The following is a 23,981-nucleotide window of genomic DNA, read 5'->3' as shown; positions in this document are numbered from 1 at the left end:
AGCCCCACGTCAGCGCCCCCCTGCACAGTGGACACCGGACCGTTCGACGAAGGAGTTCCCGATGGCAGAGACCGCCCCGACCCGCTCCCTCGTCATCGCCAACCCCGCGTCGGGGACGCACTCCCCGGAGCTGGTGGAGGACGTGGCACGGCTGTGCGCGGATCACATGGAGCGCACGGAGGTGCACCTGACGACGGCGCCGGGGGACGCGACGTGTGCCGTGCGCCGGGCGTTGCAGCGGCCCGACGGGGCACCGGATCTGGTGGTGGTGATCGGCGGCGACGGCACGGTCCGGGAGGCTGTGCAGGGGCTGGTGCCCGTGACGGGCACCGCGACGCTCGCGGTCGTCCCCGGCGGCACCGGGAACTCGGGGTACAAGATGCTCTGGGGCGAGCGGCCCTGGACGGAGTCGCTGAAGGCGGTCCTCACGGACGGCGGGGTCGGCGGCACCGCCCGTCTGCGCCGCCTGGACCTGGCCCGCCTCGCCGAGACCCGCAACCACGTCTATCTGGGCGCCTGTTCGGGCGTCATAGCGGACGCGCTGATCACCGCGAAGGCCCTCCCGCTGACCGGCCGCGAGCGCTACGCCCGCGCCTTCGCCGACACCGCCGCCGGTTACCCGCCGTACCCCGGCCGGGTCACCGTGGACGGCCGGGTCGTGCACGAGGGCCCGACGGTCCTCGCCAACGTCGGCGGCGGGCGCTACCGGGGCGGTCTCTTCCTCGTGCTGCCGGACTCCCTGCTGGACGACGGCCTGCTCGACGTGTGCGTCATCGGCGGCGACGTCCCGGCCGCCGACGTGCCCGGACTCACCCTGGACGCCTCCCACATGGACCACCCGGCGACCGTGTACGCCCGGGGCCGCACGATCGTCGTCGAACGCACCGACGGCGGCCGGCTCCCGCTGGAGCACGACGGGGAGTACCAGCACGGCATCGGCGCGAAGGCCACCTTCGAGGTGCTGCCCGGCGCCCTGCCCGTGTGGGCACCCGCCGACTGAGGACTCCCTCCTCCGAAGACCCCGTGAGCCATCCATCCCGCACTGCCCACCGCAAGGAATGAGGAGAACACCCGCATGAGCGACCTGACCACCACCGTCTCGCAGTACCTCGACATCTGGAACGAGGCCGACGCCGACAAGCGGGCCGCCGCCGTGGCCGAGCTGTTCACCGCCGACGCCCCCTACATCGACCCGCTCGTCGCGGTCGAGGGCCACGCCGGTTTCGCCGCCGTGGTGGCCGGTGCCCGCGAGCAGTTCCAGGGCCTCTCCTTCGAACTGCACGGCACCGTGGACGCCCACCACAACCAGGCCCGCTTCCAGTGGGGCCTGGTGACCGCGCCGGGCACCGAGCCGGTCGCCATCGGCTTCGACGTCCTCGTCACCGACGAGGCCGGGAAGATCAAGGCCGTCTACGGCTTCCTGGACAAGCTCCCGGCGGCCTGACCCCCGCGTGGCGGTGGGAGCACCGGGGCGACGGTGCTCCCACCGCCGTGTGTCCGAACCCGAAGGAAGGCAGCCGCCTCATGACCGCCGTACTCGGGGAGAGCGTCGCCCGGGCCCTCTGCGACGACTGGGCCGCACGGGCGCACACCTCCCGGACCGCCGCGTCGCGGCGCGCACCCGCCGACACCCCGCTGCGCGAACTCTCGCACTGGGCAGCCACGTTGAAACCGGCGGACATACCCTGCCGGGTGCTGAAACTCGCCGCGAGCCAGGTGCTCTCCCAGATCGCCTCGATCCGCGCCGGACTCCAGCACCCCCTGGGCCGCAAACTGGTCGCCGCCTTCGGACACCCCATGCAGCGCGACCCCCGCCAGGCCGCCGGGGTGTTCGCCGCGCTCGGCTCCTGGCTCAACCTGGACGACACCGCCTACGCGGGCCACCTCTCCAACTCCACGGTCGCCGTCCCGCTCGCCTTCGCCTACGCCCGCAAACTGGACGGGCTCTCGCTGCTGACGGCGGTCGTCGCCGCCAACGAGTGCGCGGCCCGCATCACCGCCTCCGCGACCCTCGGCCCGCTGCGCGGCCAGAGCGCCGTGCACACCCATCTCGCGGGGGCCGTCGCCGGACGCCTGCACGTGGACCGCGCCCCCGCCCGGCTGTACGAGGACGCCTTCGGGCTGGCCTTCGCCATGCCCAACTGGCCGCTGATGCGGGCGTTCCTGGCCAGCGACGCCCGCCTGTTCAACACCTTCACCCCGGTACGCACCGCGATGGACGCCTGCGACGCCGCCTACGCCGGGCTGCGCGGGGCGCCGGACATCATGGAGCACCGCGACGGATTCCTCGCCCGCTTCGCCACCGTGCCGCTGCCGCAGGCCGTCGCCAAGGGACTCGGCAGCCGCTGGCACACCGACACGCTGTCGTTCAAGATGCACCCCGGCGGCCCCGGCATCGACGCGGCCGTGGACTGCGCGGCAGAGATCCACCGCGAACTCGGCGCGCTCCGGCCCGAGGACGTGGCCGACGTGGTCGTGGAGGCGTCCCTGTACACGCTGTTCGCGGGGGAGCGGGCCGCGCAGTACGTCACCGGCCCCGGCTCCCCGCTCGGCGCGCTGGTCCTGGACGTGCCCTACCCGGTCGCCACCACCCTGCTCACCGGCGAGTTCTCCGTGGACGACTTCTCGGCGCCGCTGCTGGACGACCCCGGCCGCTGGGCGCTCGCCAAGAAGGTCCGGCTCGCCCACGACACCGAGATGACCCGCGAACTCTTCCTGTCCGACGCCCCGTTCGGAGAGGCGGTACGGGAGGCGGGCGACCTCGCCACCCCCTGGCTGCGCGGCTTCGGCGGGGACGAACTGGTCGAACTGGTCGGCGCCGCCCGCGCCGACGGCCGCGACTTCTCCCGCTCCACCAAGGCCACCGGCGCCCGCGTCACCGTCCACCTCAAGGACGGCCGTACGGTCTCCCGCACCCGGCTGATCCCGGTCGGCGCCGCCGGACCCGAGACCCGCGCCGCCCACTCCGACCTCGTCCGCGAGAAGTTCCTCTCGGTGGGCGGCCCCCAGGAGGTCGCGGACACCGCCGACCGTCTGCACCGGATGCGCCCCCGCGCCGTCCGCCGCTGGATCGAGACCGCCTTCCTCGACTGACCGGAACCGTCCCGCGCGACCCGCCCGCGACACCTGTCCGTGCCCTCGTCACCGCGTCCTGCGGGCCGCCGCACCGTGCGCCACGTACAGCCGTACCGCGTCGTACAACCGGTGCCGGACCCGGCCCGCGCGGTCCGGGCGGCCGGGTTCCACCAGCTGGCGGTGGAGCAGCTCTTCCAGGAGGTCCACCGCGTGCGACCGGTCGGGCGTGACGTGCGCCGTCATCTCCTCGATCCCGAAGTCCCTTGCCACAGGCAGTAGTTGACGCAGCGCTGTGCGCAGGGGCGGGGGCAGGGCGCGGTGGTACGCGGTCACGCTGGACCACACCGAGAGGTCCCCAACGCGCAGGACGCGCAGCCGCTCGCCCTCGTCGGCGAGCCGGTCCGCGAGGTCGGCGGGCGACCGGCCGGGTCGGGCGGCGAGCCACAGCCCGGCGATGTGCAGCGCCAGCGGCAGCCCCGCGCACGCCTCCACCAGGGCGGCACCGGCCCGCCGTTCGGCCCGCAGCCGCTCCGCCCCCACCTGCGCGGCCAGCATCCGGTGGGCGTCCTGCGGCTCCAGCGGGCCGATCCGACGCCGTAACAGGGTGGGCAGCGCGAAGAGTTCGCACCGGGCGGCCACCAGTACGGCACCCCGCGCGTCGTCCACGAGCAGCGGCCGTACCTGCGCCTCGCTGTCCGCGTTGTCGAGCACGATCAGCGCCCGCCGTCTGCTGAGCGTGTCCCGCAGCCGGGCGCGCGCCTCCTCCGGGCTCTCCGGCGCCGGGACCCCGCCCAGCGAGCGCAGCACCCGACGGACCAGGGTGTCGGCGGTGACGGGCAGCCGGGACGCCGGATGCAGATCGACGAAGACCTGCCCGTCCGGGAACCGCCCCCGCACCTCGTGCGCGGCCCGCAACACCAGCGCCGTCTTGCCCGCGCCCGGCGGCCCGACGACCACGGCCGGCCAGCGCTGCCCCGGCGAGGGCCGGGTGAGGTGCGCCGTCAGGTCGGCCAGCACCGCGCCCCGCCCGGCGAGCCGGTGCCGGGGCGCGGCGGGCAGTTCCGCCGGGGCGGGCGGCTCCGGTGCGGTGGCCGGGTGCCCGGCGCCGAGCAGCCGTCCCGCCTCCCGGGCGGGCAGTCCGAGCGCCCCGGTGAGCAGCACCAGGGACTGTCTGCGCGGACGCGCGGTCCGCCCGGTCTCCAGGTTCCGTATGGCGCGCACGCTCAGCCCGGACCGCTCGGCCAGCTCGCCCTGGGTGAGCCCGGCCGCCTCCCGCGCCCGTACCAGCGCGGCGGCGAGCACGGGCGCCGGCGCCCCGTGCCGTTCGTCGCCGGTCACCGCGCGGGGCGTCCCGCCGCCGGGCGGCTGAGCGCGGCGACGAACTTGTACCGGGACCCCCGGTACACCGACCGCACCCACTCCACCGGCACCCCGTCCGCGTCGTGCGAGTGCCGGGAGAGCAGCAGCATGGGCAGGCCCACGTCGGTGCCGAGCAGATGCGCCTCGCGCGGGGTGGACAGCGAGGTCTCGATGGTCTCGTCGGCCTCGGTGAGATGGACGCCGTACACCTCGGCGAGCGCGGTGTAGAGGGAGGAGCGGGTGGCGAGTGCCTCGCGCAGGCCGGGGAAGCGGCGGACCGAGAGATGGGTGGTCTCGATGGCCATCGGTTCGCGGCCCGCGAGCCGCAGCCGCTCGATGCGCAGCACCCGGCCGCCCACCTCGATGCCGAGCAGCCCGGCGAGGGAGGCGTCCGCGGCGATCTCCCCGATGTCCAGCACCTGGGAGGCCGGTTCGAGTCCCTGGGCGCGCATGTCCTCGGTGTGCGAGGTGAGTTGGAGCGTGCGGTACAGCTTGGGCTGGGCCACGAAGGTGCCCTTGCCCTGGATGCGGTCGAGGCGGCCCTCGCCGACGAGTTCCTGGAGCGCCTGCCGGATCGTGGTGCGCGAGGTGCCGAGCCGGACGGCGAGCAGGCGTTCGGCGGGCATGGCCGAACCGGGTTCCAGGGTGCGGGTCATGGCGAGGACCTGCTGTTTGATCCGGTAGTACTTCGGCACGCGCGCGGCGCGGCGGGGCGCCCCCGTGGGGTGCTGGGCGCTGCTGACGTCGGTGGCCATGCCTGCCTTCCCGGCTCGGTGGGTCGGGTTCTGGGACGTTGTCGTGGGGCTCCCGTTATAGCGACCAACCGCCCTATGGTCTAGTCCAACTGGTGCCGTCCGGCCGTACCGCCGCCCGGTCCGGCCGAAAGGGGACGCGCGGGCTCCGGTGACTTTCTCGTAACGGCCGACAACGCCTTCCGGAACCACCCTTGACACCTCAAAAGGTCTAGGCCAAGCTCCACCGTACTGGTCTACACCATTAGTGGCCAGGTCCCGAGCCCTACGTGCAACAGCGTCGTACGCAGGTCACCGTCGAGGGCGTGGGGGGATAAGTGGCATCCCTTAAGGAGGGTGACGTGAAGCGCAAGCTTGCTGCCGCGATCGTGATCGCGGGCATGATGGTCTCCGTCTCGGCGTGCGGCGGCGACGACGGCAAGGACTCGGGCAAGAACGCCGGTCCCGACAGCTTCAAGGGCCAGACGCTGACCGTCTGGACGATGGACGGCTCGGCGCCCCCGGCGTGGAGCAAGGACGTGCAGGCCGCGTTCGAGAAGAAGACCGGCGCCAAGCTCAAGTTCGAGATCCAGAAGTGGGACGGCATCCAGCAGAAGATCACCACCGCCCTCTCCGAGTCGAACCCGCCGGACGTCCTGGAGGTCGGCAACACCCAGACCCCGGCCTACGCCGTCACCGGCGGCCTCGCCGAACTGGGCGACCTGAAGAAGGAGATCGGCACCGACTGGACCGCGTCGGTCTCCAAGTCCTCGGAGTTCGACGGCAAGCAGTACGCCGCCCCCTGGTACTTCGCCAACCGCGTCGTCATCTACAACAAGAAGATCTGGGCGCAGGCCGGTATCAAGGACACCCCGAAGACCCGGGACGAGTTCTTCAAGGATCTCGCCACCATCGGCAAGAAGACCAGCGCCGAGCCGCTCTACCTGCCCGGCCAGAACTGGTACTTCTTCGACGGCCTGACCATCGGCCAGGGCGCCGACCTGGTGAAGAAGGAGGGCGACAAGTACGTCTCCAACCTGGCCGACCCCAAGGTGGGCGCCGCGATGGAGATCTACAAGAAGTACGCCTCCTACTCCGAGGCCCCCAAGGACAAGGACGAGGCCACCCCGCAGCAGGCCGAGGTGTTCGCCAAGGGCAAGACCGGCGCGTTCATCGGCATGGGCTGGGAGGCCGGTACCGCGGTCGCCGCCAACAAGTCCATCGAGAAGGACCTCGGCTACTTCACCATCCCCGGTGAGACCGCGGACAAGCCCGAGGGCGTCTTCCTCGGCGGTTCCAACCTGGCCGTCGCCCAGGGCAGCAAGAAGCAGGCGCTCGCCAAGGAGTTCCTGAAGATCGCGCTCTCCGACCAGTTCGAGGGGCAGCTCGCCAAGCTGAACGGCGTCATCCCCAACAAGGAGTCGCTGGAGTCCAACCTCCAGGGCAACGTCGTCGCCGAGGCCGCCGCCCCGGCCGCCGCGGGCGGCGGCACCACCCCGCTCATCCCCGAGTGGGCCGCGGTGGAGAACACCCCCAACCCGATCAAGTCCTACATGACGGCCGTGCTCAACGGTAAGTCCCCGGCGGACGCCGCCAAGCAGGTCGAGGGCGAGATCAACAAGCGTCTGGCCCAGCAGAACTGATGACCCCGGCCGGGGGTGCCGCTCGTGGGCGCCCCCGGCCCAGCCGTTCGTACGGCCGGTGTCCGGCCACGGAAGAGATGGCAACGCAATGTCAGTGCAGACCGAAGGCACGGACACGGCCGGGGGGCCCGCTGTCCGCAAGGCCACGGCGGCGCCGCCGCCCGGCGGCGCGCACGCGGGTCCCGCCGCCCCGGCCCGCCGGGGCGCCGCCGCCCCCTATCTGCTCCTGCTCCCGGCCCTGCTGGTCACCGCCGTCCTGCTCGGCTGGCCGCTGGTCAAGAACGGCATGCTGTCGTTCCAGAACCTCAACCCCCGGCAGCTCATCCAGCACCTCACCGAGTGGAACGGCGTCGCCAACTACACCGAGGTACTGGGCGGTTCGGACTTCTGGCACGTCGTCGAGCGCTCGGTGTTCTTCACCGCCGCCAACGTCGTGCTGATCATGGGACTCGGCACCCTGATCGGCCTGCTGCTGGCCCGGCTCGGCCGGCGAATGAGGCTGCTGCTCCTGCTCGGCCTGGTCCTCGCCTGGGCCATGCCCGTCATCGCCGCCACCACCGTCTACCAGTGGCTGTTCGCCCAGCGCTTCGGCGTCGCCAACTGGGTGCTGGACAAGCTCGGCTGGCACGCGATGGCCGACTACAACTGGCTCGGCACCCAGTTCTCCACCTTCGCCGTGGTCACCGTACTCATCGTCTGGCAGTCGATCCCGTTCGTCGCCATCAACCTGTACGCGGCCACCACCACCATCCCGCGCGAACTCTACGAGGCCGCCTCGCTGGACGGCGCGGGCGCCTGGCAGAGCTTCACCTCGGTGACGTTCCCGTTCCTGCGGCCCTTCCTGTACGCCACGACGTTCCTGGAAGTCATCTGGGTCTTCAAGGCGTTCCCGCAGATCTTCGCCATGAACGAGGGCGGCCCCGACCGGCTCACCGAGACCCTGCCGATCTACGCGTTCGTCGAGGGCGTCGGCAACCAGCACTTCGGCGTCGGCGCGGCGATCTCCTTCCTGACCATCCTGGTGCTGCTCGTCATCACCTCGTACTACCTGCGCATGGTGCTCAAGCAAGAGGAGGACGAGCTGTGAGGCGTTCCGCCCTCGGCCGGATCTGGCCCAACACGATCGCCGTCGTCCTCTTCGTCGGCTTCGTGTTCCCCGTCTACTGGATGTTCGCCACGGCCTTCAAACCGACCGGCGACATCATCGCCGAGAACCCGGTGTGGTTCCCGACGGACGTCACGCTCTCCCACTTCACCAAGGCCGTCCACGCCGACCACTTCTGGACCCTGGTCCTCAACTCGGTCACGGTGACGGTCTGTTCGGTGCTGCTGTCGCTGGTGATCGCGCTGTTCGCCGCGTTCGCGCTGGCCCGGATGCGGTTCAAGGGGCGGCGCGGACTCATCGTGACCTTCATGCTGGCCCAGATGGCGCCCTGGGAAGTCATGATCATCGCCATCTACATGCTGGTCCGCGACAACGACATGCTGAACAGCCTGGTCCCGCTCACCGCCTTCTACGCGGTGATGGTCCTCCCGCTGACCATCCTCACCCTGCGCGGCTACGTCGCCGCCGTGCCGAAGGAGCTGGAGGAGTCCGCGATGGTGGACGGGTGCACCCGCACCCAGGCGTTCGTCCGCGTGATCTTTCCGCTGCTCGCGCCCGGCCTGATGGCCACCTCGCTGTTCGGCTTCATCACCGCCTGGAACGAGTTCCCGCTCGTCCTCATCCTCAACAAGGACATCGGCAAGCAGACCCTGCCGCTGTGGCTGTCCCAGTTCCGCACCGCCTTCGGCGACGACTGGGGCGCCACGATGGCCGCCTCGTCCCTGTTCGCGCTGCCCATCCTGATCCTCTTCATCTTCCTGCAACGCAAGGCAGTCAGCGGTCTCACCGACGGCGCCGTGAAGGGATGACACCGCCGATGACCACACTCGCCACAGGCCCCGACACCCTGACCCGCGACGCGCTCGCCGTGCTGCAACCGGGGTTCGACGGCACCACCGCCCCCGACTGGGTGCGCCGCAGGCTGGGGGAGGGCCTCGCCTCGGTCGCCCTGTTCGGCCGCAACGTCGTCACCGAGGAACAGGTCACCGCGCTCACCGGCGCGCTGCGCGCCGAACGCGACGACCTGCTGGTCGCCATCGACGAGGAGAGCGGCGACGTCACCCGCCTCGACGTGCGCACCGGCTCCTCCTTCCCCGGCAACCACGCCCTCGGCGCCGTGGACGACCCCGCCCTCACCCGGAGCGTCGCCCGCGAACTCGGCCGCCGCCTCGCCGCCTGCGGGGTCAACTTCGACTGGGCGCCCTCCGCCGACGTCAACGCCAACCCCGACAACCCCGTCATCGGCGTCCGGGCCTTCGGCGCCGACACCGCTCTGGTCGCCCGGCACACCGGCGCCTGGGTCGAGGGCCTCCAGTCCACCGGCGTCGCCGCCTGCACCAAGCACTTCCCCGGCCACGGCGACACCAACGTGGACTCCCACCACGCCGTGCCGCGTATCGACGTGGACGCCGACACCCTCTACGCGCGTGAACTCCCGCCGTTCCGGGCGGCGATCGCGGCCGGTACCCGTGCCGTGATGAGCGCGCACATCCTGGTGCCCGCCCTCGACCCGGACCGCCCCGGCACCCTCTCCCGCCGGGTCCTGACCGAACTGCTCCGCGAGGAACTCGGCTACCGGGGGCTCATCGTCACCGACGGCATGGAGATGCGCGCCATCTCCGGCACCTACGGCCTCGAACACGGCGTGGTCCTCGCCATCGCGGCCGGTGCGGACGCCATCTGCGTCGGCGGCGGCCTGTGCGACGAGGCCACCGTGCTCAACCTGCGCGACGCGCTGGTGGGCGCCGTCCGCTCCGGCGAACTTCCCGAGGAACGCCTCGCGGACGCGGCGGGCCGGGTCCGCGAACTCGCCCGCTGGACCGCCTCCACCCGCGAGGCCGCCTCCGCCGCCGCGCCCGAACCGGAGATCGGCCTGATCGCGGCCCGCCGCGCGCTGACCGTCACCCGTCCGGGCCCGGCCACCCCGGTCACCGGCCCGGTGTACGTCGCCCAGCTCAACCCGGCGCCGAACATCGCCGTCGGCGACCGCACCCCCTGGGGTCCGGCCGACGAGCTGGCCCGGCTGGTGCCCGGCAGCACCGGCGGCAGCTTCGGCGGCGGCGACGCGGGCCGCGAGGCGCTCGCCGCCGCCGACGGGCGCCGGATCGTCGCCGTGGTCCGCGACGAACACCGGCACGACTGGATGGGCGCTGCCCTGGACACCCTGCTCGCCGCCCGCCCCGACACCGTCGTCGTCGAGATGGGCGTCCCGCAGGCCCCGCCGCGCGGCACCCCGCACATCGCCACGCACGGCGCGGCGCGGGTGTGCGGAGTGGCGGCGGCGGAGGCGGTGGTCGCGGGCTGAGCACCGCGCCCTCGCGTCCCGGCGTCCTTCGCCGGGCAGGGGTCGGCACCGGAGATCTCCGGTGCCGACCCCTTTCGCGTGCGGGCCGAGAGGGCTGCGGGGTGACGGGACGTGACAGGCCGGCAGGGCGGCTCGGTGAGGGGAAGTGACGGGCCGACGGGGCGGCGGTGAGCGGCAGTTGGGCGGCAGTTTGGCATGGGTACCGCCCGGTAATCGTTGACACCTCAATTGGTCTAGTCCACGTTGGGGGCGTGCCACAGTCCGACCACCACGAAAGTGACGGAATGCACCAGTCCGCCCCCTTCCTGTACCGCGCGGCCACCGGCCGTCCCTATTTCAGCGCCGACGGCGAGACCTACCTCGCCCCGACGCCCCTGCGCGACCTGACCAAGTCCGAGCCCCTGCGGGTCCTCTCCGAGGCGGACTTCGCCTTCTGGCAGACCTACGGCTACGTCGTCGTCCGCGAGGCCATCACCCCCGGTGAGGCCAAAGCCCTCCTCGACTTCGCCTGGGACTTCCAGGGTCTCGACCCCGGCCGCCCCGAAAGCTGGTACGAGGAACCGGAGTTCCGCTCCGAACTCGACCAGCACCTCTTCATCTACGGCTTCGTCGAGGCGTACCAGCACCAACTGCTCTGGGACAGCCGCCAGTCGCGCCGCGTCTACGACGCCTTCGTGGACGTCTGGGACACCCCCGAGCTGTGGGTCACCCTGGACCGCCTCAACCTCAACCCGCCCAACGTGCGCACCCGTTCGCGCTCGCTGATCGAACCCACCGACGAGGGCTTCGACATCGAGCTGCACTGGGACGTGGACACCACCCTCACCGTGCTGCCGCAGCGGGTGCAGGGCATCGTCGCGCTCACCGACACCCGCCCCGAACTCGGCGGCTTCCAGTGCGCGCCCGAGCTGTTCCGCCGCTTCGAGGAGTGGCGCCTCGCCCAGCCGCCCGGGCGTGACCCGATCCGCCCCGGCGCCGACCGCGCCGAGTTCCCCGTCGTCCAGCCCGACCTCCAGGCCGGGGACCTGCTCATCTTCAACGGCACCCTCGCGCACGGAGTCGGACCGAACGTCTCCGACAACGATGTCCGCGCGGTGCAGTACCTCTCGATGATGCCCGCGCTGGAGGAGCACACCGCGCTCCGCGACTCCCGCGTCCACTCCTGGCGCACCCTGGCCACCCCCGAGTGGAACGGCACCCTGCTGGGGGACGCGCGACGCCCGGAGGCACTGCGGTACGGGGCCGCCGAACTGAACCCGCTGGGGCGGAAGTTGCTGGGACTGGACTCCTGGCGCGGGGACGCGGCCACTGCTGGTGCTGGTGCTGGTGCTGGTGCTGGTGCTGGTGCTGGCGGGGGCGCGGGTGTGGATGCCGGTGTGGACACCGGTGTGGGCGCCGAAACGATACAGCCGGAAGCCGGGGGCCCGCGCACATGACCCGTATCTGCCTCGCGCTGCCCACCAACCGGGCCTGCTCTCCGGCCCTCACCGCCCTGCACGCCGAAGCCCGGTACGCCGCCGAGCACTTCGGCGCCGAGGTCCGCCTCCTCGTGCTGGACTCCGCCGACGACCGCACCCGCGCCGAACACGCTCGCGCCCTGGATGCGTTGGACCCGGCCGAGGGCGTCACCGTCCACCACCTGGGCGAGGACCTGCAACGCGACTTCCTGCGCCGGACCATCCAGCGTTCGGGGCACCCCGAACCGGAGCGCCTGCTCCGGCTGTTGCTCCCGGACGGCGTCTCCTACGGCTCCTGCACCGACCGCGTCTTCCTGCTGGCGTCGGCCCTCGGCTGCGACTCCGTGCACCGCAGGGACTCCGACAGCCGCTATCAACTCCATCACGGGGCACCGGTGTTCCCCGTCCACCACGAGCTGCCCTGGCTCGGCCGCCCCGCCGCCGACGCGATGGCGGCCGTCCCGCACGAGGGCCTCGAACCCGTGCTCGCGGGACGCCCGGTGTCCCTGGCCGGTGCGTCGTTCATCGGTGAACTCTCCGTGGACATCAGCGACATGCGGCGCCGCGACGAGAGCGTCTACCACGACGTGGTCGGTCTGTGGGCCGCGCCGGGCACCTCGGCGGAGGAACGGCGCGCCCTGGTCGAGGAGTCCTTCACCGGCGCGGGCACCACCCCGTTCACCGGGGACCACGTCACCTTGGGTCTCGTGGACCCGATGCGCGTGGACATGTGCAACATCGCCTTCCACCGCGACGTGTACGAGAGCGTCCCGCTGCCCCCGGCCACCGACACCATCGGCAGCGACTACTTCCTGCTTCACCTCGTGCACGACGCCGGACTCCCCGGCATCCTGCACAACCGGCACATCGAGAACTTCCACACCCCCGAACGCCGTACCGACGCGGGCTTCACCGCGTACCAGACACGCTTCGTGAAGTTCCTGCTCTCGATGCTCTACTTCCACCACGTCTACGCCCGCATGGCCGCCGAGGGTCCCGCGCTGCTCGACGGACGCGGAGCACCCGGCACGGGCGGCGCCGTACGGCCCGAGCGGATCGTGGAGTTCCTGCGCGAGAGCACCGCGCTGGACACCGCCGAGAACGAGTGGCGGCTCGACCGCATCGACACCGCCTACCGCAAACTCGGCGGCCGGTACGCGGCACTCGCGGACCAACTGGCCTCCCAACGAGACCAGTTGATTGCGGAGGCCCGTCAGGACATCGAGGACCACGCCCTGCTCGTGGCGGCGTGGCCCGCGCTGGTCGAGGCGGCCCGGCACACCGTGCCCGCCTCCGGCACCCCCGGCGGCGGCCGGTGACCGAGAAGATCAGCGCCCGGCTCGCCGCCGCCCTGGCCGCCGCCCCGGCGGACCGCGTCGTCTACGACCTCGACGGCATCGCGGACCAGTACGACCGGCTCACCGCCGAACTCCCCGGCGTGGACGTCCGGTTCGCCCTGAAGGCGTGCCCGGTGGACGCGGTGCTGGACCGCCTCGCCGAGCGGGGCGCCGGGTTCGACGCGGCCAGCCCCGCCGAGATCGTGCAGGCCCTCGCCACCGGAGTGCCCGCCGACCGCGTCCACTTCGGCAACACCGTGAAGTCCGACGCGGACATCGCGCACGCCCACCGGCTCGGCGTGCGCACCTTCGCCACCGACAGCGTCCAGGACGTGACCGCAGTCGCCCGGCACGCGCCCGGCGCCCGGGTGTTCTGCCGTCTCGCCACCAGCGGGGACGGCGCGCTGTGGGGGCTCAGCCGGAAGTTCGGCACCTCGCCCGAGGCGGCCGTACGTGTGCTCGCGGGCGCCCGCTCGCTGGGGCTCGTACCGGCCGGGCTGTCCGTGCACGTCGGCTCGCAGCAGATGACCGGCGAGGCGTGGCAGCGGGCGTTCGACCTGCTCGCCGGGGCCCTGGAGGAACTGGCCCGCCTCGGCATCGCGCCGGACCACGTCAACCTCGGCGGCGGCCTGCCCGCGCTCGGCTGCCTGGACCGGCACGGCAACCCGCTCGAACCACCCCTGGACAAGATCTTCGCGGTGATCCGCGAGGGCATGGAACACCTCACCGCGCTCGCCCCCGCACCGCTCGCCTTCGTCATGGAACCCGGCCGCCACCTCGTCGCCGACCACGGCGCCGTCCGCGCCCACGTCTCCCGGCTCACCGAGCGCGCCGACGCGGACGGCACCGTCGCCCGCTGGCTCTACCTGAGCGTCGGCAAGTACAACGGCCTCTATGAAATGGACCAGTTGAGCCATCGCATGGTCTTCCCCGGCCACGAGGACCCGGCGGGCCTCGTCCCTGCCGTGGTCGCCGGACCCACCTGCGACAGCGACGACGCCTACGGCTCCGGCCGCCTCCGCGTCCCCGTCCCGCGCACCCTCGCCTCCGGGGACCCGGTCTGGCTCCTCTCGGCGGGCGCGTACGCCCCCAGCTACACCACGCAGGGCTTCAACGGCATCGGCCCGCTGCCGTGCGTGTGCGTACCGGGCCCGGAAGGAGAGCACTGACATGAGCGACACGGAGACGGGCCGCGTCCCCGAGGGAGCGGGCGAGCATGTACGCCCGATCACCGAGTCCGACTGGCCGCGTATCGCGCGGCTGGAGGCGGAGGCGTACGCGGGCACCGCCCTCACGGAGGGCGAGACCGCCCTCCGCGCACACGCCGCTCACCCGACGAGCTTCGTCCTGGAGACGGACGGCCGGATCACCGGGTACGTCCTGACCCTGCCGTATCCGCGCTTCCGGTGCCCGGAGCTGGGCGCGGGGGCGCACGGCCGGGGTGTGCGGGGCGCGGGGGAGTCGGCCGGGTATGCCGGGGGTACCGGGGACCTCGGGGCGGCCGGGGGGCTCGGGGTGCCGGAGGCGGGGGGCAACCTCCATCTGCACGATCTGGTGGTCAGCGCGCCGTTGCGCCGCCGCGGCCGGGGGAGCGCGCTGGTGGCGCATCTGACCCGCGCGGCCGGGGACCTCGGCCACACCACGATCTCCCTCGTGGCGCTCGCGGGCCGCGAACGCTTCTGGAGGGCCAACGGGTACCAGCCCCACCCCGGAACACCACTGCCCGCCGGTTACGGCCCCGGCGCGGTCTACATGTCGGTACGGGTGGCCGTACCGGAGAAGAAGGAGGCGGTCCGCGCATGACGACGACCACACCGGATGTCGGCAGCGACCTGGCCGGATTCCGGCGCGCGAAGTGGGCGACGGCCGCGCTGTTCTGCTTCCTCGGCTTCCAGTACGCCACCTGGGCGGCCCGCCTGCCCGCGCTGAAGTCCCGACTGGACCTCGGCGCGGGCGAGTTGGGCGTCCTGCTGATGGCCTGCGGGGTGGGCGCGGCGGTGTCGTTCCCGCTGGTCACCCTCCTGATGCGCCGCCTCGGCGCCCGTCTGCTCTCACTGCTCTCGGCCCTGTGCCTGGTGGCCGTGCTGCTCGCCCTGTCGGCCGTCCCCAACTACCCCCTCGCCCTCGTCGTCCTGGCGGCCGACGGGGTGGCCGTCGGCTGCCTCAACGTCGCCATGAACGCCCAGGGCGCCGCCCTGGAGACCGCCTACGGCCGCACCGCCATGTCCCAGCTGCACGCGGTGTTCAGCGCGGGTCTCCTCGGCGCCGCCCTGCTGGCCTCGGCGACCACCGCCCTGACCTCCTCCGTCCCGGTCCACTTCGCGGCGGCCTCGGTACTGCTGCTCGGGCTGCTGGCCTGGGCGGGCCGGAGCCTGCCGACGCCGGGCGAGCCGCAGCGGACGGAGGAACCGAAGCCGGGCGGTGAGCCGAAACCGGACGAGGAGCCGATGCCGGGCGAGGGGCCGGTCCGCCGTGCCCGCCGGTGGACGGTGCCGTCCCTGCTGACCCTCCTGATGGGCTGTGCGATGGCGTTCGGCACGATCACCGAGGGCGCGATGAACGACTGGTCCACCCTCTACCTCAAGGACGTGGTCAAGGCATCGCCCTCGGTGGCACCCCTGGGCATCGCGGTCGTCTCGGTGATGATGCTGCTGGCCCGGCTCCGCGCGGACCGCTGGCGCACCCGCTGGGGCGACGCCCGCGTGGTCCGGGCGGGCAGCGCCCTGGCCGGTCTCGGCCTCGCGGTATCCCTGGCCGTCGGCGGTGTGCTGCCCACCCTGCTGGGTTTCGCCTGCGTCGGCCTGGGCGCGGCGGCCATCACCCCGTGCGTCTACGTCGCGGCCGCCGGACAGGGCTCCGAAGCGCTCTCCCTGGTGGCGGCGATGGGCACACTGGGGCTGCTGGCCGGTCCCGCCCTCATTGGATTCGTGGCCGGAGCGGGCGGCCTCACCCTGGGCATGGCCACCGTCGCCGCCTCCGCCCTGGTCGTCACAGCGGCGACCACCCGCATCCCCTGGCCCCGAAACCCGTCCTGACCACAGTCGAACGGCCCGGGCGGACAGAGGTAACGGACCCAGGGCAGGGGAACGGCACCGGCGGCCTCATCCCTTGCCCTGCCGCTGACGGGGCTACTGATGAATCGCGGCTCGTGGTGGTAGAACGCCGTTCCCGGCGGCACGTCATACGGGCGCCTGAGCCTCCAGAACCATACGGATCTCCGTCACCTCGTAGTTGGCGCGGTCGAAGGCGGCTGCCATCGGGATGTTCGTGGTGTCGGTGGTCGCGGTGATGCGCTCGGCGCGTTCGGTCGCGTGGAAGCGGGTGATCTCGGCAAGGATCTCGTCGATCAGCCCCTTGCCGCGCTGCTCGGGTACGACACCGAGATACCCGACGTTGCGGTGGTACGGGGTCGCCGACGGGACGGCCAGTCCGGCGAGAGTGCCGTCGGGCAGCTCCGCAAGCCTCCACCAGGAGCGCTCGCCAGGGCAGTCGAGGTAGAACTTCATGTCCTCCTCGGCCAGATGCCTGGCGCTCTTGGTGCGCAGCTCGTCACGGGTGGCCTGGTCCAGGCTGTCGGCCGACACCCGAACAAAGGCCTCCAGGAACTCCTCGTCGCTGCCCTCACGGAACGTCAGCCGATCGCCGGCCTCGGGCAGTCCCGCCGCCGGAGTCCACTCGTACCGCAGGCGCTGAATCTCCCGGTTCAGCCCTGCACGCAGGCCCGCTTCGCGACGCCAGGCCACCGCCTCGCTCAGTTCCGGTCGGCTGCTCCAGTCCGCTGGGAGAGAGAGGTTGTACAGCGGGCGCGCGCCGAAGGCGGCGTGCCCGGCGTCAAGGAGCCTGGTGGCGATGGCGACCGGATCGGCGACGGTGGAGCGGACCTGGAGGCAATCGAGCGCTATGGGGCGCTTGCTGTCGGCGCGGCCCCACCACAGCGCGCGGGCGAGGACCTGCCCGTTCTCGTCCTCGGCGAGCCAGACCCATTCAGGGCGGAACTGGTTGGCACCGAGCTCCTCGCGGATCCGCTCAGCGGTCAGGGCGGTGATGGGACCGTCGGCCGGGTACGCGGCGGCGCGCTCCAGGGCGGTGGAGTCCGCAGTAGCGGGAAAGAATCGCATGCGGCACATGATCACGGCTGGCAAATGGCAGAGCAACGCATTTCTCGCTGGCGGCCGCTTACTGTCGCGAACAGCACCGCAGCGCGGACGGCTCCCGACGCACGCGCTCGTCACCAGGGTCTGAGACCAGCGTCTTGCTGAGACACGAAGGAAGGTGGACACCGCCTTCGCCGCGTTAAGGGCGGGATCCCTTCAAGCTGATGAGGGCCTCTCACGATCATCGCGCAGACCGCCCATGCCCTGTGGCGGTGCCTCCTCTCCCGAGCGCACCGCGAAACTGCCCATGTAGCGGGCCCGCTCCGAGCCCCATGCCAGCCGAAAGCCCGGTGCGGTGCACCAGTGGGTCCGGCATCATCCCCATGTGCTGGTGATGCAACCTGTTCTGGAGATCTCCGCTGCCAACGACTTCGCGCTCTGGCCGGTGGAAGAGCACGAGCCGTATGGCTACCTCGTGCTGAACGGGAAGCTGACTCCGACGGAGGTCGGCACAGCGGTTATGCAGATCGCCAGCTGCAACGACTTCCAGCCGGAGGAGGAACACGGACCGTGCCCGACCGACCCACTCGGCACCTTCCTGCACGGGCTGCTCACCATGCTGATCCGTTCGCCCCCGGAGGGTTCCGGGTGACGGACGACGCCACCGACACCGTCTTCGTCGAGCCGGGCTGCTGCAACGGCCTGGAAACCTGGCGCGACTGGCTGGAGGTGCTCAACGGCACCGGCTGCTCCTACTTCGGCCATGATCCGTCCTCGATGGCCGAACGCCTCGGCGACAAAGTCCGGCTGACGCTCGACGCCCACGAGACGGACAGCAGCCCGGTGATCGAGCTGTCGGTGGACCAGATGCGCAGGCTTGTCGCGGGCGCCCAGCAGGATGTGCAGGACTTCCTCGGTCTTGCCGGGTTCTGGGCCGAGCAACACCTGTCGGCACATGCTGCCGCCGTCACAGCCGCCCTGGCACGGGCACTGGACCTGGCGCCTACACCATGACCAGTTTCCTGACCCACCGAGCGCGCGTGCTCGACGCCCGGCTTCCCCTTGACCGGCGCCACCTCGCGTTGCGTACCTGCCTCACCGTTTTTGCTCCTTACGGCTTGCGGGCGACGTACCACCACCTCACGCTCAGCGCCGCGATCCCCCGTCGGTTGGAGGCGGACCCGGACGCACTGGCGCGGGCGGTGGAGGAACTGCACGAGGCGCGGGTGCTGTGGCTCCTGCGGGCAGACGAGTACGCCGCACAGCGCCGGGTGGAGAAACAGGCTGGGCAGCGGGCTGTACCGAACCCTCGGCCGTGGTGGCTGCGGAACTGGTGGGAAAGCCCCGACCGCGCCTGGTTCGAAGACCCGGTTCGCCACCCGTCGCTGCGTCTGACCGACTACGTCCAGCGGCAGAACGCGATTTTGAACGGTGCCGAGCCGCCCGGCTGCCCGGCTTGCGGGGATGAGGGACCACGAGTGCTGAGCTCGACCGGGCACGGTTGGGTCGAGTTGTGCCGTGGCTGCGCGAGGGCGCTGGTGCCATGTCCGTGCGGGCAACGGCACCGGGTCGCGCCCGAGACTCCGTTCAACTGGAACGAAATCTGGCAACGGGCGCACATGAGCGATGACGGCACACCGAACCCACACTGGCCTGCCGGTTAGCCAGCCAGACGCGGCATGGCAAACACTCGGAACTAAGATCCCGTCAGCTTCGCCGGAACCAGTGCTCGGGACCGCCACAACCATTAACTGACGCGCAGGTTCCGGCCTGCCAGCGTTCAGGAATCTCCGAACCTGCGAGCTTCACAGGGGGACAGGGGGACAGGGAGGGTGGACAGGGGGACCGGAGGAGAGAGCTGTACGGGTGACCCGTATGGGCCATCCCGAGTGGGACCGGCCGACCGGTGGGAACAGGCCGTCCTGTGTGTAGGGGCCACCGATCTGCGGTGACCCCCTCCCACCGCCTCCGCCGCAGGTCGTAGGCTCCCGCCTCGTGACCGCAGCCCTCCCCTCCGTCCCGCTCCGGCGGGACCGTCCCTTCCTGCTCCTCGCCACGGCCAGGTTCGTCTCGGTCCTCGGCAACGGCTTCGCCCGAGTGGCCCTGGCCTTCGCCGTTCTCGCTCTGCCCGGAGCCGGTCCGGGCAGGCTCTCCCTGGTCGTGGCGTGCCAGGCCGTCCCGCAGTTGGCGCTGGTCCTGTGGGGTGGCGTGATCGCGGACCGGGTGTCCCGGTCGCGTCTGATGGTCGTGGCCGATGTGCTGGGAGCCGCCGCATACGCCGGACTGGCCGCCATGACGCTCACCGGCCACGCCCCGCTCGTGGCGATGTGCCTGCTGGCGACGGCGGCCGGAACCGCGACGGCCCTGTTCGCCCCCGCGATGGAGGGCATCGTCCCGCTGATCGTGCCGCGGGACCGGCTGCAACGGGCCAACGGCCTGCTGCGCATGGGCACCAACAGCGCGATGCTGCTCGGCCTCGCACTGTCCGGCGTGACCGTCGCCCTGGTCGGAGCCGGTTGGGCGCTGGCGCTCAACGCGGCCTCCTTCGTGGCCAGCGCCGCCCTGACCTTCCGACTGCGCCTGGCCGGACGCCCACGGGGGACCACCTCGGGCTGGACCGATCTCCGCGAGGGCTGGCGGGAGTTCAGCTCCCGGCAGTGGCTGTGGGCCGTCGTGGCGCAGTACGCCGTCGTCGTCGCCGCGCTCAACGCCAACGCGGGCGTACTCGGTCCGCTGATGGCCGAACACCGGCTCGGCGGCGCCCGCGCGTGGTCCGTCATCGTGGCCGCTCAGGCACTGGGCACCATCGCCGGTGCGGGCCTCGCCGCCCGTGTACGGGTGCGCCGCCCCATCCTGGTCGCCGTCCTGTGCACCTTCGCGTCCGCGGTGCCGATCACCCTGCTCGCCGCCGCGGCTCCGGTCTGGCTGATCGCCGCCGCCATGTTCGGCGCCGGGATCGCCAGTGACGTCTTCGGCGTGCTGTGGGCCACCACGATCCAACAGGAGGTCCCCGAACAGGTCCTGTCCCGCGTCAGCTCCTACGACTGGTTCGGCTCCCTCGCCTTCGCCCCGCTCGGGCTCCTCGTCGCCGGACCCGTCGCGTCCACCGTCGGCACGGCCTCCGCACTCCTCGGCTGCGCGACCCTGATCGTCCTGGCCACGCTGGCAGCCCTGCTCTCTCCCGGCGTACGCAACCTGACGACTCCGGAGCAGACTCCGGCCCCTGCCCCGCACCCCACGGAGCAGAGCCAGCCCGACCCGACCTGATCCGACCCGAGCTGAGCCGACCCGATCTGAGCCGCCCCGATCTGATTCGAGGGACCAGGGACGGGGACGGGCTGGGAGCGGGGCGGGGACCGGGTGGGGGCGAGGGACCTGGTCTTGGCACCTGGCGTTCCGTCAGCGCCCCAGCGAACCCAACGCCGCTGCCACCCGCTCGCCCGCCTCGGCGGGAGTGGACGCGTGCGGGGACAGCCGCAGCGAGTCCGCCCGAACCGTCGGGGTGACTCCCTCGCCGTGCAGCGCCTTTGCCACCACGCCTGGCTCGACTCCCGGCACGGTGAAGGACAGGATTCCGGCCCGCTGGGCGGGGGAGACGGGGGACAGCACCTGGCCGCCGTGCCGCTGTACGACCTCGGTCAGTTCCTCCACCGTCCTGGCGACGGCCTCCTCGATCGCCGCGACCGTGTACCGCTCCACCAGTCCGAGCGCGGCGGCGAACGCGGCTGCCGTGACCGGGCTCAGGTTGGTGATCGACCACTGCCGTGCGTCGGCTGCGGCCGGATGCTCGGACCCGTCGAACACCCCGACCTCCTCCACTCCGGTCCACCCCGTCAGCACCGGCTGAAGAACCTCCAGCGCCCGGTCGGACAGCGCGGCGAACCCGGTGGCCCACCCGGCGCGCAGCCACTTCTGGCCGCCCGCGACCACCACGTCGGCCGCCCCCCAGTCCATCTCGGCCACGCCGAACCCCTGGATCGCGTCCACGACCAGCAACCGGTCCGGCCCCACGACCTCCCGCAGCCCCGCCAGATCCGCCCGGAACCCGGTACGGAAGTCCACGGCGCTGACGGACACCGCCACCACCTCGTCGGTCAGCGCCGCCCGCACCAGCCCGGGGGTGACCCCGGCGCCGGGCTCGGGGTCGAGCCAGCGGGGCGTCGCCCGCCCCAGCTCCGCCGTCCGCCGCCACGGGTAGTGGTTCGCCGGGAAGTCGGTGCGCGATACCAGCACCGCCCCCTCCGGGATGCCGAACGCCGCGTGGAACAACCCGGTGGACGCGTTCGGCAGCAGTACGGTGTGCCGCGCGTCGGTCCCCGCGAGCCGCGCCGCCGTGTCCCGCGCCGTCACCTCGGCCCGCATCAGGTCGTCCACCGTGGTGTGACCCGCAAGGGCCGACGCCTCCAGCGCCCGCGCCGTGGCGGCCACCGCGTCACGGGACGGCGGCCCGAACCGCGCGAAGTCCAAGTACCCGGCGGGCGTGTCGAAATGGGCTGCGTACGACGAGAGCACGTGACTCGTCCTTCCGGGGCGGTACGGGATACGGCGGTGCGAGGTACGGCGGTCAAGGGACACGGCGGTAGCGGGATACGGCGGTGCGAGGGCGGATCGCTCGCACAGTACGCGCCCCGAACACCCCCGCGGGCCACCGGGTGGTCAGCGCGGGACCCGGCGAACCTCCTCGGCCCACCGGGTCCCGCGGTCCAGGTCCCCGGACCTCAGTGGCCCTCGGCGTCCTCGGGGCGCGCGTGCCGGGGGAGGAGGAACGCCAGCAGGAAGGTCAGCACCAGCATGCCGTCCACGATCCACAGCACCGTCTGCATCACGGACCCGAACCCGCTCTGGAAGGCCGAGGTCGCGGTGTCCCTGAGGGCGACCGGTATCCGGGCCGCGGCCTGCGGAGAGGTGACGGCGGACCGGGTGTCCTTCTCCAGCCGGGCACAGGACGCCGGTGTGGCCGCCGGGTCCTTGGCGACCGCGCGGTCCGAGGCGCAGGTGCGCAGATCGGTGACGATCCTGTCCTGCACGGCGGGCGCGACCTGCGCTGCCGTCAACTCCCGGCGCAGCGTGCCCGCGTGGTGACCGACGGCGGAGCCGATGCCGCCGCCCAGCAGACCGAAGAACACGGTGCCCAGGATGGCCACACCGAAGGCGCCGCCGAGCTGCTGCATGGCGGTCATCGTGCCGGACGCCGACCCCGTCTCGTGCTGCTCGACGCTCGCCAGCACGATGTCGAAGAAGGGCGCCATCAGCAGGCCCATGCCGATACCCGTCACGAGCAGCGCGGGGAGCAACTGCCACGGTCCGACCCCGCTGCCCGCCAGATGCAGGGTCAGCCAGACACCGGACACACCGACCGCCATGACCAGCGCGCCCGCCTGGAGCACCGCACGCCCGAACTTGGCGACGCCCTGGGCGAGACCGAAGCCGACGATCATGCCGCCGGACCAGGGCACCATCACCAGGCCCGCCTTGAGCGGGGAGTACCCCAGGCCGATCTGGGTGTAGAGATTGAAGACCAGCATGAAGCCCTGCATGGTCGAGAAGAAGACCAGCCCGAGCACCATGCCCCCGCTGAACCCGCGCTTGCGGAACAGGCTCGGCACGACCAGCGGGTCTCGACCCGCCTTGCTGCGCCGGGATTCGTAGCGCGCGAAGACCGCGAAGACGACGACCGCGGCGCCCATCATCACGAACGTCCACACCGGCCAGTCGTACTCACGTCCCTGGACCAGCGGGAAGATGATCAGCAGCGCGGCGAGTGAGACCAACAGCATGCCGGGGATGTCGAGCCGGGGCTTCTCCGCCGACCGGCCGCGCGGCAGATAGCGCACCGCGCCGAGGAAGGCGGCGGCGCCCAGCGGCAGGTTGATCAGGAAGATCATCCGCCAGCCGGTGCCGAAGTAGTCGGCGTCCACGAGCCAGCCCGCGAGGATCGGCCCGCACACGGCGGACAGGCCCATCACCGGCCCGAACATGCCGAACGCCTTCTGCGACTCCTTCGGCGGGAACATCTCCTTGATCATGCCGAGCCCCTGCGGCAGCATCACCGCGCCGAACAGGCCCTGCACGACCCGCGCGCCGATCAGCATCTCGGGCGAGCCGGACACGGCGCACAACAGCGAGCCCACGGTGAAGCCGGCGGCTCCGACCATGAACATCGTGCGCCGCCCGTGTATGTCCCCGAGCCGCCCGCCGGTGACCAGGCCCACGGCCATCGACAGGGTGTAGGCGGCGGCCAGCCACTGCAACGTGGAGGCGCTGCCGCCCAGGTCGGCCCGCATGGACGGCCCGGCGATATTGGTGACGACGGCGTCGAGGAGATCCATCACCTCGGCCGCGAGGATGACGAAGAGCGCGGCCCAGCGCCATAGGTAGGGCGCGGGCGCGTCGGTGGGCGTCTCGGCGGACGCGACACCGGTGGTGGACATCGGTAACTCCTCGGGAGGGACGGCTGATCGGACAGCACCGCGAATGAACGGTGTTCACCGTAGCAGAACAGTGCTCACCGCCAGAACGGCGTTCATCAAGATATAGCGCAAGCGTTCGCGGGAGACAAGATATATCGCGTATACCGTCCCTCGAACGAGCTACACGCCCCGCGTCTCGAGCCCCGAACGCCCCACCTCCCTCCGGTTGGGGCGCCCCGACCGCCCCGCCTCCCCTTCGATCAGGGCACCCAGCCGCCCGGCCCCGCCCCTGCTTTCGATCAGGGCACCCCCCCCCCCCCCCCCCCCCCCCCCCCCCCCCCCCCCCCCACGCCCCCCCCCCCCCCCCCCCCGCCCCCCCGCCGATCACCCCCCGTTACCCCGAGCAAAGGTTCGGCCAGAGCCCCCCCATGCCCCCGCCAGCGATCAGTAACCCCCGTCCCCTCT

Annotated in this window: 21 protein-coding genes; 16 read left to right on the top strand and 5 right to left on the bottom strand. The window is 72.1% G+C overall.

Annotated features, from left to right (window positions below):
• Positions 1-61: 61 nt before the first annotated feature.
• From KUM39_RS12605 to KUM39_RS12595, 3 genes are all read left to right on the top strand, one after another.
• A complete protein-coding gene (locus KUM39_RS12605; RefSeq protein ID WP_217785664.1) occupies positions 62-1,000 on the top strand; it encodes a diacylglycerol/lipid kinase family protein in 939 nt (312 codons plus the stop codon).
• A gap of 75 nt (positions 1,001-1,075) precedes the next feature.
• Positions 1,076-1,444: a nuclear transport factor 2 family protein gene (locus KUM39_RS12600; RefSeq protein WP_217785663.1), complete on the top strand. Its 369-nt coding sequence runs from the start codon at positions 1,076-1,078 to the stop codon at positions 1,442-1,444.
• Between the two features lie 80 nt (positions 1,445-1,524).
• Positions 1,525-3,093 (top strand): MmgE/PrpD family protein, encoded by a 1,569-nt coding sequence (locus KUM39_RS12595; RefSeq protein WP_217785662.1) that lies wholly within the window; start codon positions 1,525-1,527, stop codon positions 3,091-3,093.
• 48 nt (positions 3,094-3,141) lie between these two features.
• Here the strand turns inward: KUM39_RS12595 and KUM39_RS12590 are convergent, their stop codons facing one another.
• Positions 3,142-4,413, bottom strand: coding sequence for an AAA family ATPase (locus KUM39_RS12590; protein ID WP_217785661.1), 1,272 nt, complete (start codon positions 4,411-4,413; stop codon positions 3,142-3,144).
• Complete coding sequence (locus KUM39_RS12585) at positions 4,410-5,189, bottom strand: GntR family transcriptional regulator (protein WP_217785660.1); 780 nt, start codon at positions 5,187-5,189, stop codon at positions 4,410-4,412. Before KUM39_RS12585 ends, KUM39_RS12590 begins: the two co-directional genes overlap by 4 nt.
• Before the next feature lie 338 nt (positions 5,190-5,527).
• On the opposite strand from KUM39_RS12585, the gene KUM39_RS12580 reads away from it, so the two are divergent.
• The 9 genes from KUM39_RS12580 (at position 5,528) to KUM39_RS12540 (ending at position 16,047) form a co-directional block, all read left to right on the top strand.
• The gene (locus KUM39_RS12580; RefSeq protein ID WP_217785659.1) at positions 5,528-6,808 is read left to right on the top strand and encodes an extracellular solute-binding protein; all 1,281 of its coding nucleotides are present in this window, start codon (positions 5,528-5,530) and stop codon (positions 6,806-6,808) included.
• 88 nt (positions 6,809-6,896) lie between these two features.
• The gene (locus KUM39_RS12575) at positions 6,897-7,895 is read left to right on the top strand and encodes a carbohydrate ABC transporter permease (RefSeq protein WP_217785658.1); all 999 of its coding nucleotides are present in this window, start codon (positions 6,897-6,899) and stop codon (positions 7,893-7,895) included.
• On the top strand, positions 7,892-8,722 hold the full coding sequence (locus KUM39_RS12570) for a carbohydrate ABC transporter permease (protein ID WP_217785657.1): 831 nt from the start codon (positions 7,892-7,894) through the stop codon (positions 8,720-8,722). Before KUM39_RS12575 ends, KUM39_RS12570 begins: the two co-directional genes overlap by 4 nt.
• 8 nt (positions 8,723-8,730) lie before the next feature.
• On the top strand, positions 8,731-10,218 hold the full coding sequence (locus KUM39_RS12565; RefSeq protein ID WP_217785656.1) for a glycoside hydrolase family 3 protein: 1,488 nt from the start codon (positions 8,731-8,733) through the stop codon (positions 10,216-10,218).
• A 284-nt stretch (positions 10,219-10,502) separates the two neighbouring features.
• The gene (locus tag KUM39_RS12560) at positions 10,503-11,654 is read left to right on the top strand and encodes a phytanoyl-CoA dioxygenase family protein (RefSeq protein ID WP_217785655.1); all 1,152 of its coding nucleotides are present in this window, start codon (positions 10,503-10,505) and stop codon (positions 11,652-11,654) included.
• Positions 11,651-12,994: a DUF6271 family protein gene (locus KUM39_RS12555; protein WP_217785654.1), complete on the top strand. Its 1,344-nt coding sequence runs from the start codon at positions 11,651-11,653 to the stop codon at positions 12,992-12,994. Before KUM39_RS12560 ends, KUM39_RS12555 begins: the two co-directional genes overlap by 4 nt.
• A complete protein-coding gene (locus KUM39_RS12550) occupies positions 12,991-14,181 on the top strand; it encodes a type III PLP-dependent enzyme (protein WP_217785653.1) in 1,191 nt (396 codons plus the stop codon). Before KUM39_RS12555 ends, KUM39_RS12550 begins: the two co-directional genes overlap by 4 nt.
• A 1-nt stretch (position 14,182) precedes the next feature.
• Positions 14,183-14,815, top strand: coding sequence for a GNAT family N-acetyltransferase (locus KUM39_RS12545; RefSeq protein WP_217785652.1), 633 nt, complete (start codon positions 14,183-14,185; stop codon positions 14,813-14,815).
• Positions 14,812-16,047, top strand: coding sequence for an MFS transporter (locus KUM39_RS12540; protein ID WP_217785651.1), 1,236 nt, complete (start codon positions 14,812-14,814; stop codon positions 16,045-16,047). The genes KUM39_RS12545 and KUM39_RS12540 overlap by 4 nt, the downstream gene beginning before the upstream one ends.
• A 144-nt stretch (positions 16,048-16,191) precedes the next feature.
• Here the strand turns inward: KUM39_RS12540 and KUM39_RS12535 are convergent, their stop codons facing one another.
• Positions 16,192-17,130 carry a GNAT family N-acetyltransferase gene (locus KUM39_RS12535; protein ID WP_217785650.1) on the bottom strand — a complete coding sequence of 313 codons (939 nt, stop codon included), beginning with the start codon at positions 17,128-17,130 and terminating at the stop codon, positions 16,192-16,194.
• A 370-nt stretch (positions 17,131-17,500) separates the two neighbouring features.
• Here KUM39_RS12535 and KUM39_RS28160 point away from each other — a divergent pair, with 370 nt between their 5' ends.
• From KUM39_RS28160 to KUM39_RS12520, 4 genes are all read left to right on the top strand, one after another.
• Positions 17,501-17,758 carry a hypothetical protein gene (locus KUM39_RS28160; protein WP_246620039.1) on the top strand — a complete coding sequence of 86 codons (258 nt, stop codon included), beginning with the start codon at positions 17,501-17,503 and terminating at the stop codon, positions 17,756-17,758.
• Positions 17,755-18,120 (top strand): hypothetical protein, encoded by a 366-nt coding sequence (locus KUM39_RS28155; protein ID WP_246620038.1) that lies wholly within the window; start codon positions 17,755-17,757, stop codon positions 18,118-18,120. Before KUM39_RS28160 ends, KUM39_RS28155 begins: the two co-directional genes overlap by 4 nt.
• Complete coding sequence (locus KUM39_RS12525; RefSeq protein WP_217785649.1) at positions 18,117-18,770, top strand: hypothetical protein; 654 nt, start codon at positions 18,117-18,119, stop codon at positions 18,768-18,770. Before KUM39_RS28155 ends, KUM39_RS12525 begins: the two co-directional genes overlap by 4 nt.
• A 331-nt stretch (positions 18,771-19,101) precedes the next feature.
• Complete coding sequence (locus KUM39_RS12520) at positions 19,102-20,373, top strand: MFS transporter (RefSeq protein ID WP_308288110.1); 1,272 nt, start codon at positions 19,102-19,104, stop codon at positions 20,371-20,373.
• A gap of 132 nt (positions 20,374-20,505) precedes the next feature.
• On the opposite strand, the gene KUM39_RS12515 is transcribed toward KUM39_RS12520, so the two are convergent.
• The gene (locus tag KUM39_RS12515; protein ID WP_217785648.1) at positions 20,506-21,618 is read right to left on the bottom strand and encodes an aminotransferase class V-fold PLP-dependent enzyme; all 1,113 of its coding nucleotides are present in this window, start codon (positions 21,616-21,618) and stop codon (positions 20,506-20,508) included.
• Between the two features lie 206 nt (positions 21,619-21,824).
• A complete protein-coding gene (locus tag KUM39_RS12510) occupies positions 21,825-23,537 on the bottom strand; it encodes an MFS transporter (RefSeq protein ID WP_217785647.1) in 1,713 nt (570 codons plus the stop codon).
• Between the last annotated feature and the right edge of the window lie 444 nt (positions 23,538-23,981).

Source organism: Streptomyces corallincola, from assembly GCF_019104725.1.
Classification (GTDB): Bacteria; Actinomycetota; Actinomycetes; order Streptomycetales; family Streptomycetaceae; genus Streptomyces; species Streptomyces corallincola.
The sequence above is the reverse complement of the archived record's forward strand: the minus strand, read 5'-3'. Positions and strand labels throughout refer to the sequence as shown.

Bases quoted from the DNA above. Each gene is read 5' to 3' on its own strand.
- KUM39_RS12605 (WP_217785664.1), top strand. From the start codon at position 62: ATGGCAGAGACCGCCCCGACCCGCTCCCTCGTCATCGCCAACCCCGCG.
- KUM39_RS12600 (WP_217785663.1), top strand. From the start codon at position 1,076: ATGAGCGACCTGACCACCACCGTCTCGCAGTACCTCGACATCTGGAAC.
- KUM39_RS12595 (WP_217785662.1), top strand. From the start codon at position 1,525: ATGACCGCCGTACTCGGGGAGAGCGTCGCCCGGGCCCTCTGCGACGAC.
- KUM39_RS12585 (WP_217785660.1), bottom strand. From the start codon at position 5,189: ATGGCCACCGACGTCAGCAGCGCCCAGCACCCCACGGGGGCGCCCCGC.
- KUM39_RS12575 (WP_217785658.1), top strand. From the start codon at position 6,897: ATGTCAGTGCAGACCGAAGGCACGGACACGGCCGGGGGGCCCGCTGTC.
- KUM39_RS12565 (WP_217785656.1), top strand. From the start codon at position 8,731: ATGACCACACTCGCCACAGGCCCCGACACCCTGACCCGCGACGCGCTC.
- KUM39_RS12560 (WP_217785655.1), top strand. From the start codon at position 10,503: ATGCACCAGTCCGCCCCCTTCCTGTACCGCGCGGCCACCGGCCGTCCC.
- KUM39_RS12555 (WP_217785654.1), top strand. From the start codon at position 11,651: ATGACCCGTATCTGCCTCGCGCTGCCCACCAACCGGGCCTGCTCTCCG.
- KUM39_RS12545 (WP_217785652.1), top strand. From the start codon at position 14,183: ATGAGCGACACGGAGACGGGCCGCGTCCCCGAGGGAGCGGGCGAGCAT.
- KUM39_RS12540 (WP_217785651.1), top strand. From the start codon at position 14,812: ATGACGACGACCACACCGGATGTCGGCAGCGACCTGGCCGGATTCCGG.
- KUM39_RS12535 (WP_217785650.1), bottom strand. From the start codon at position 17,130: ATGCGATTCTTTCCCGCTACTGCGGACTCCACCGCCCTGGAGCGCGCC.
- KUM39_RS28160 (WP_246620039.1), top strand. From the start codon at position 17,501: ATGCAACCTGTTCTGGAGATCTCCGCTGCCAACGACTTCGCGCTCTGG.
- KUM39_RS12525 (WP_217785649.1), top strand. From the start codon at position 18,117: ATGACCAGTTTCCTGACCCACCGAGCGCGCGTGCTCGACGCCCGGCTT.
- KUM39_RS12510 (WP_217785647.1), bottom strand. From the start codon at position 23,537: ATGTCCACCACCGGTGTCGCGTCCGCCGAGACGCCCACCGACGCGCCC.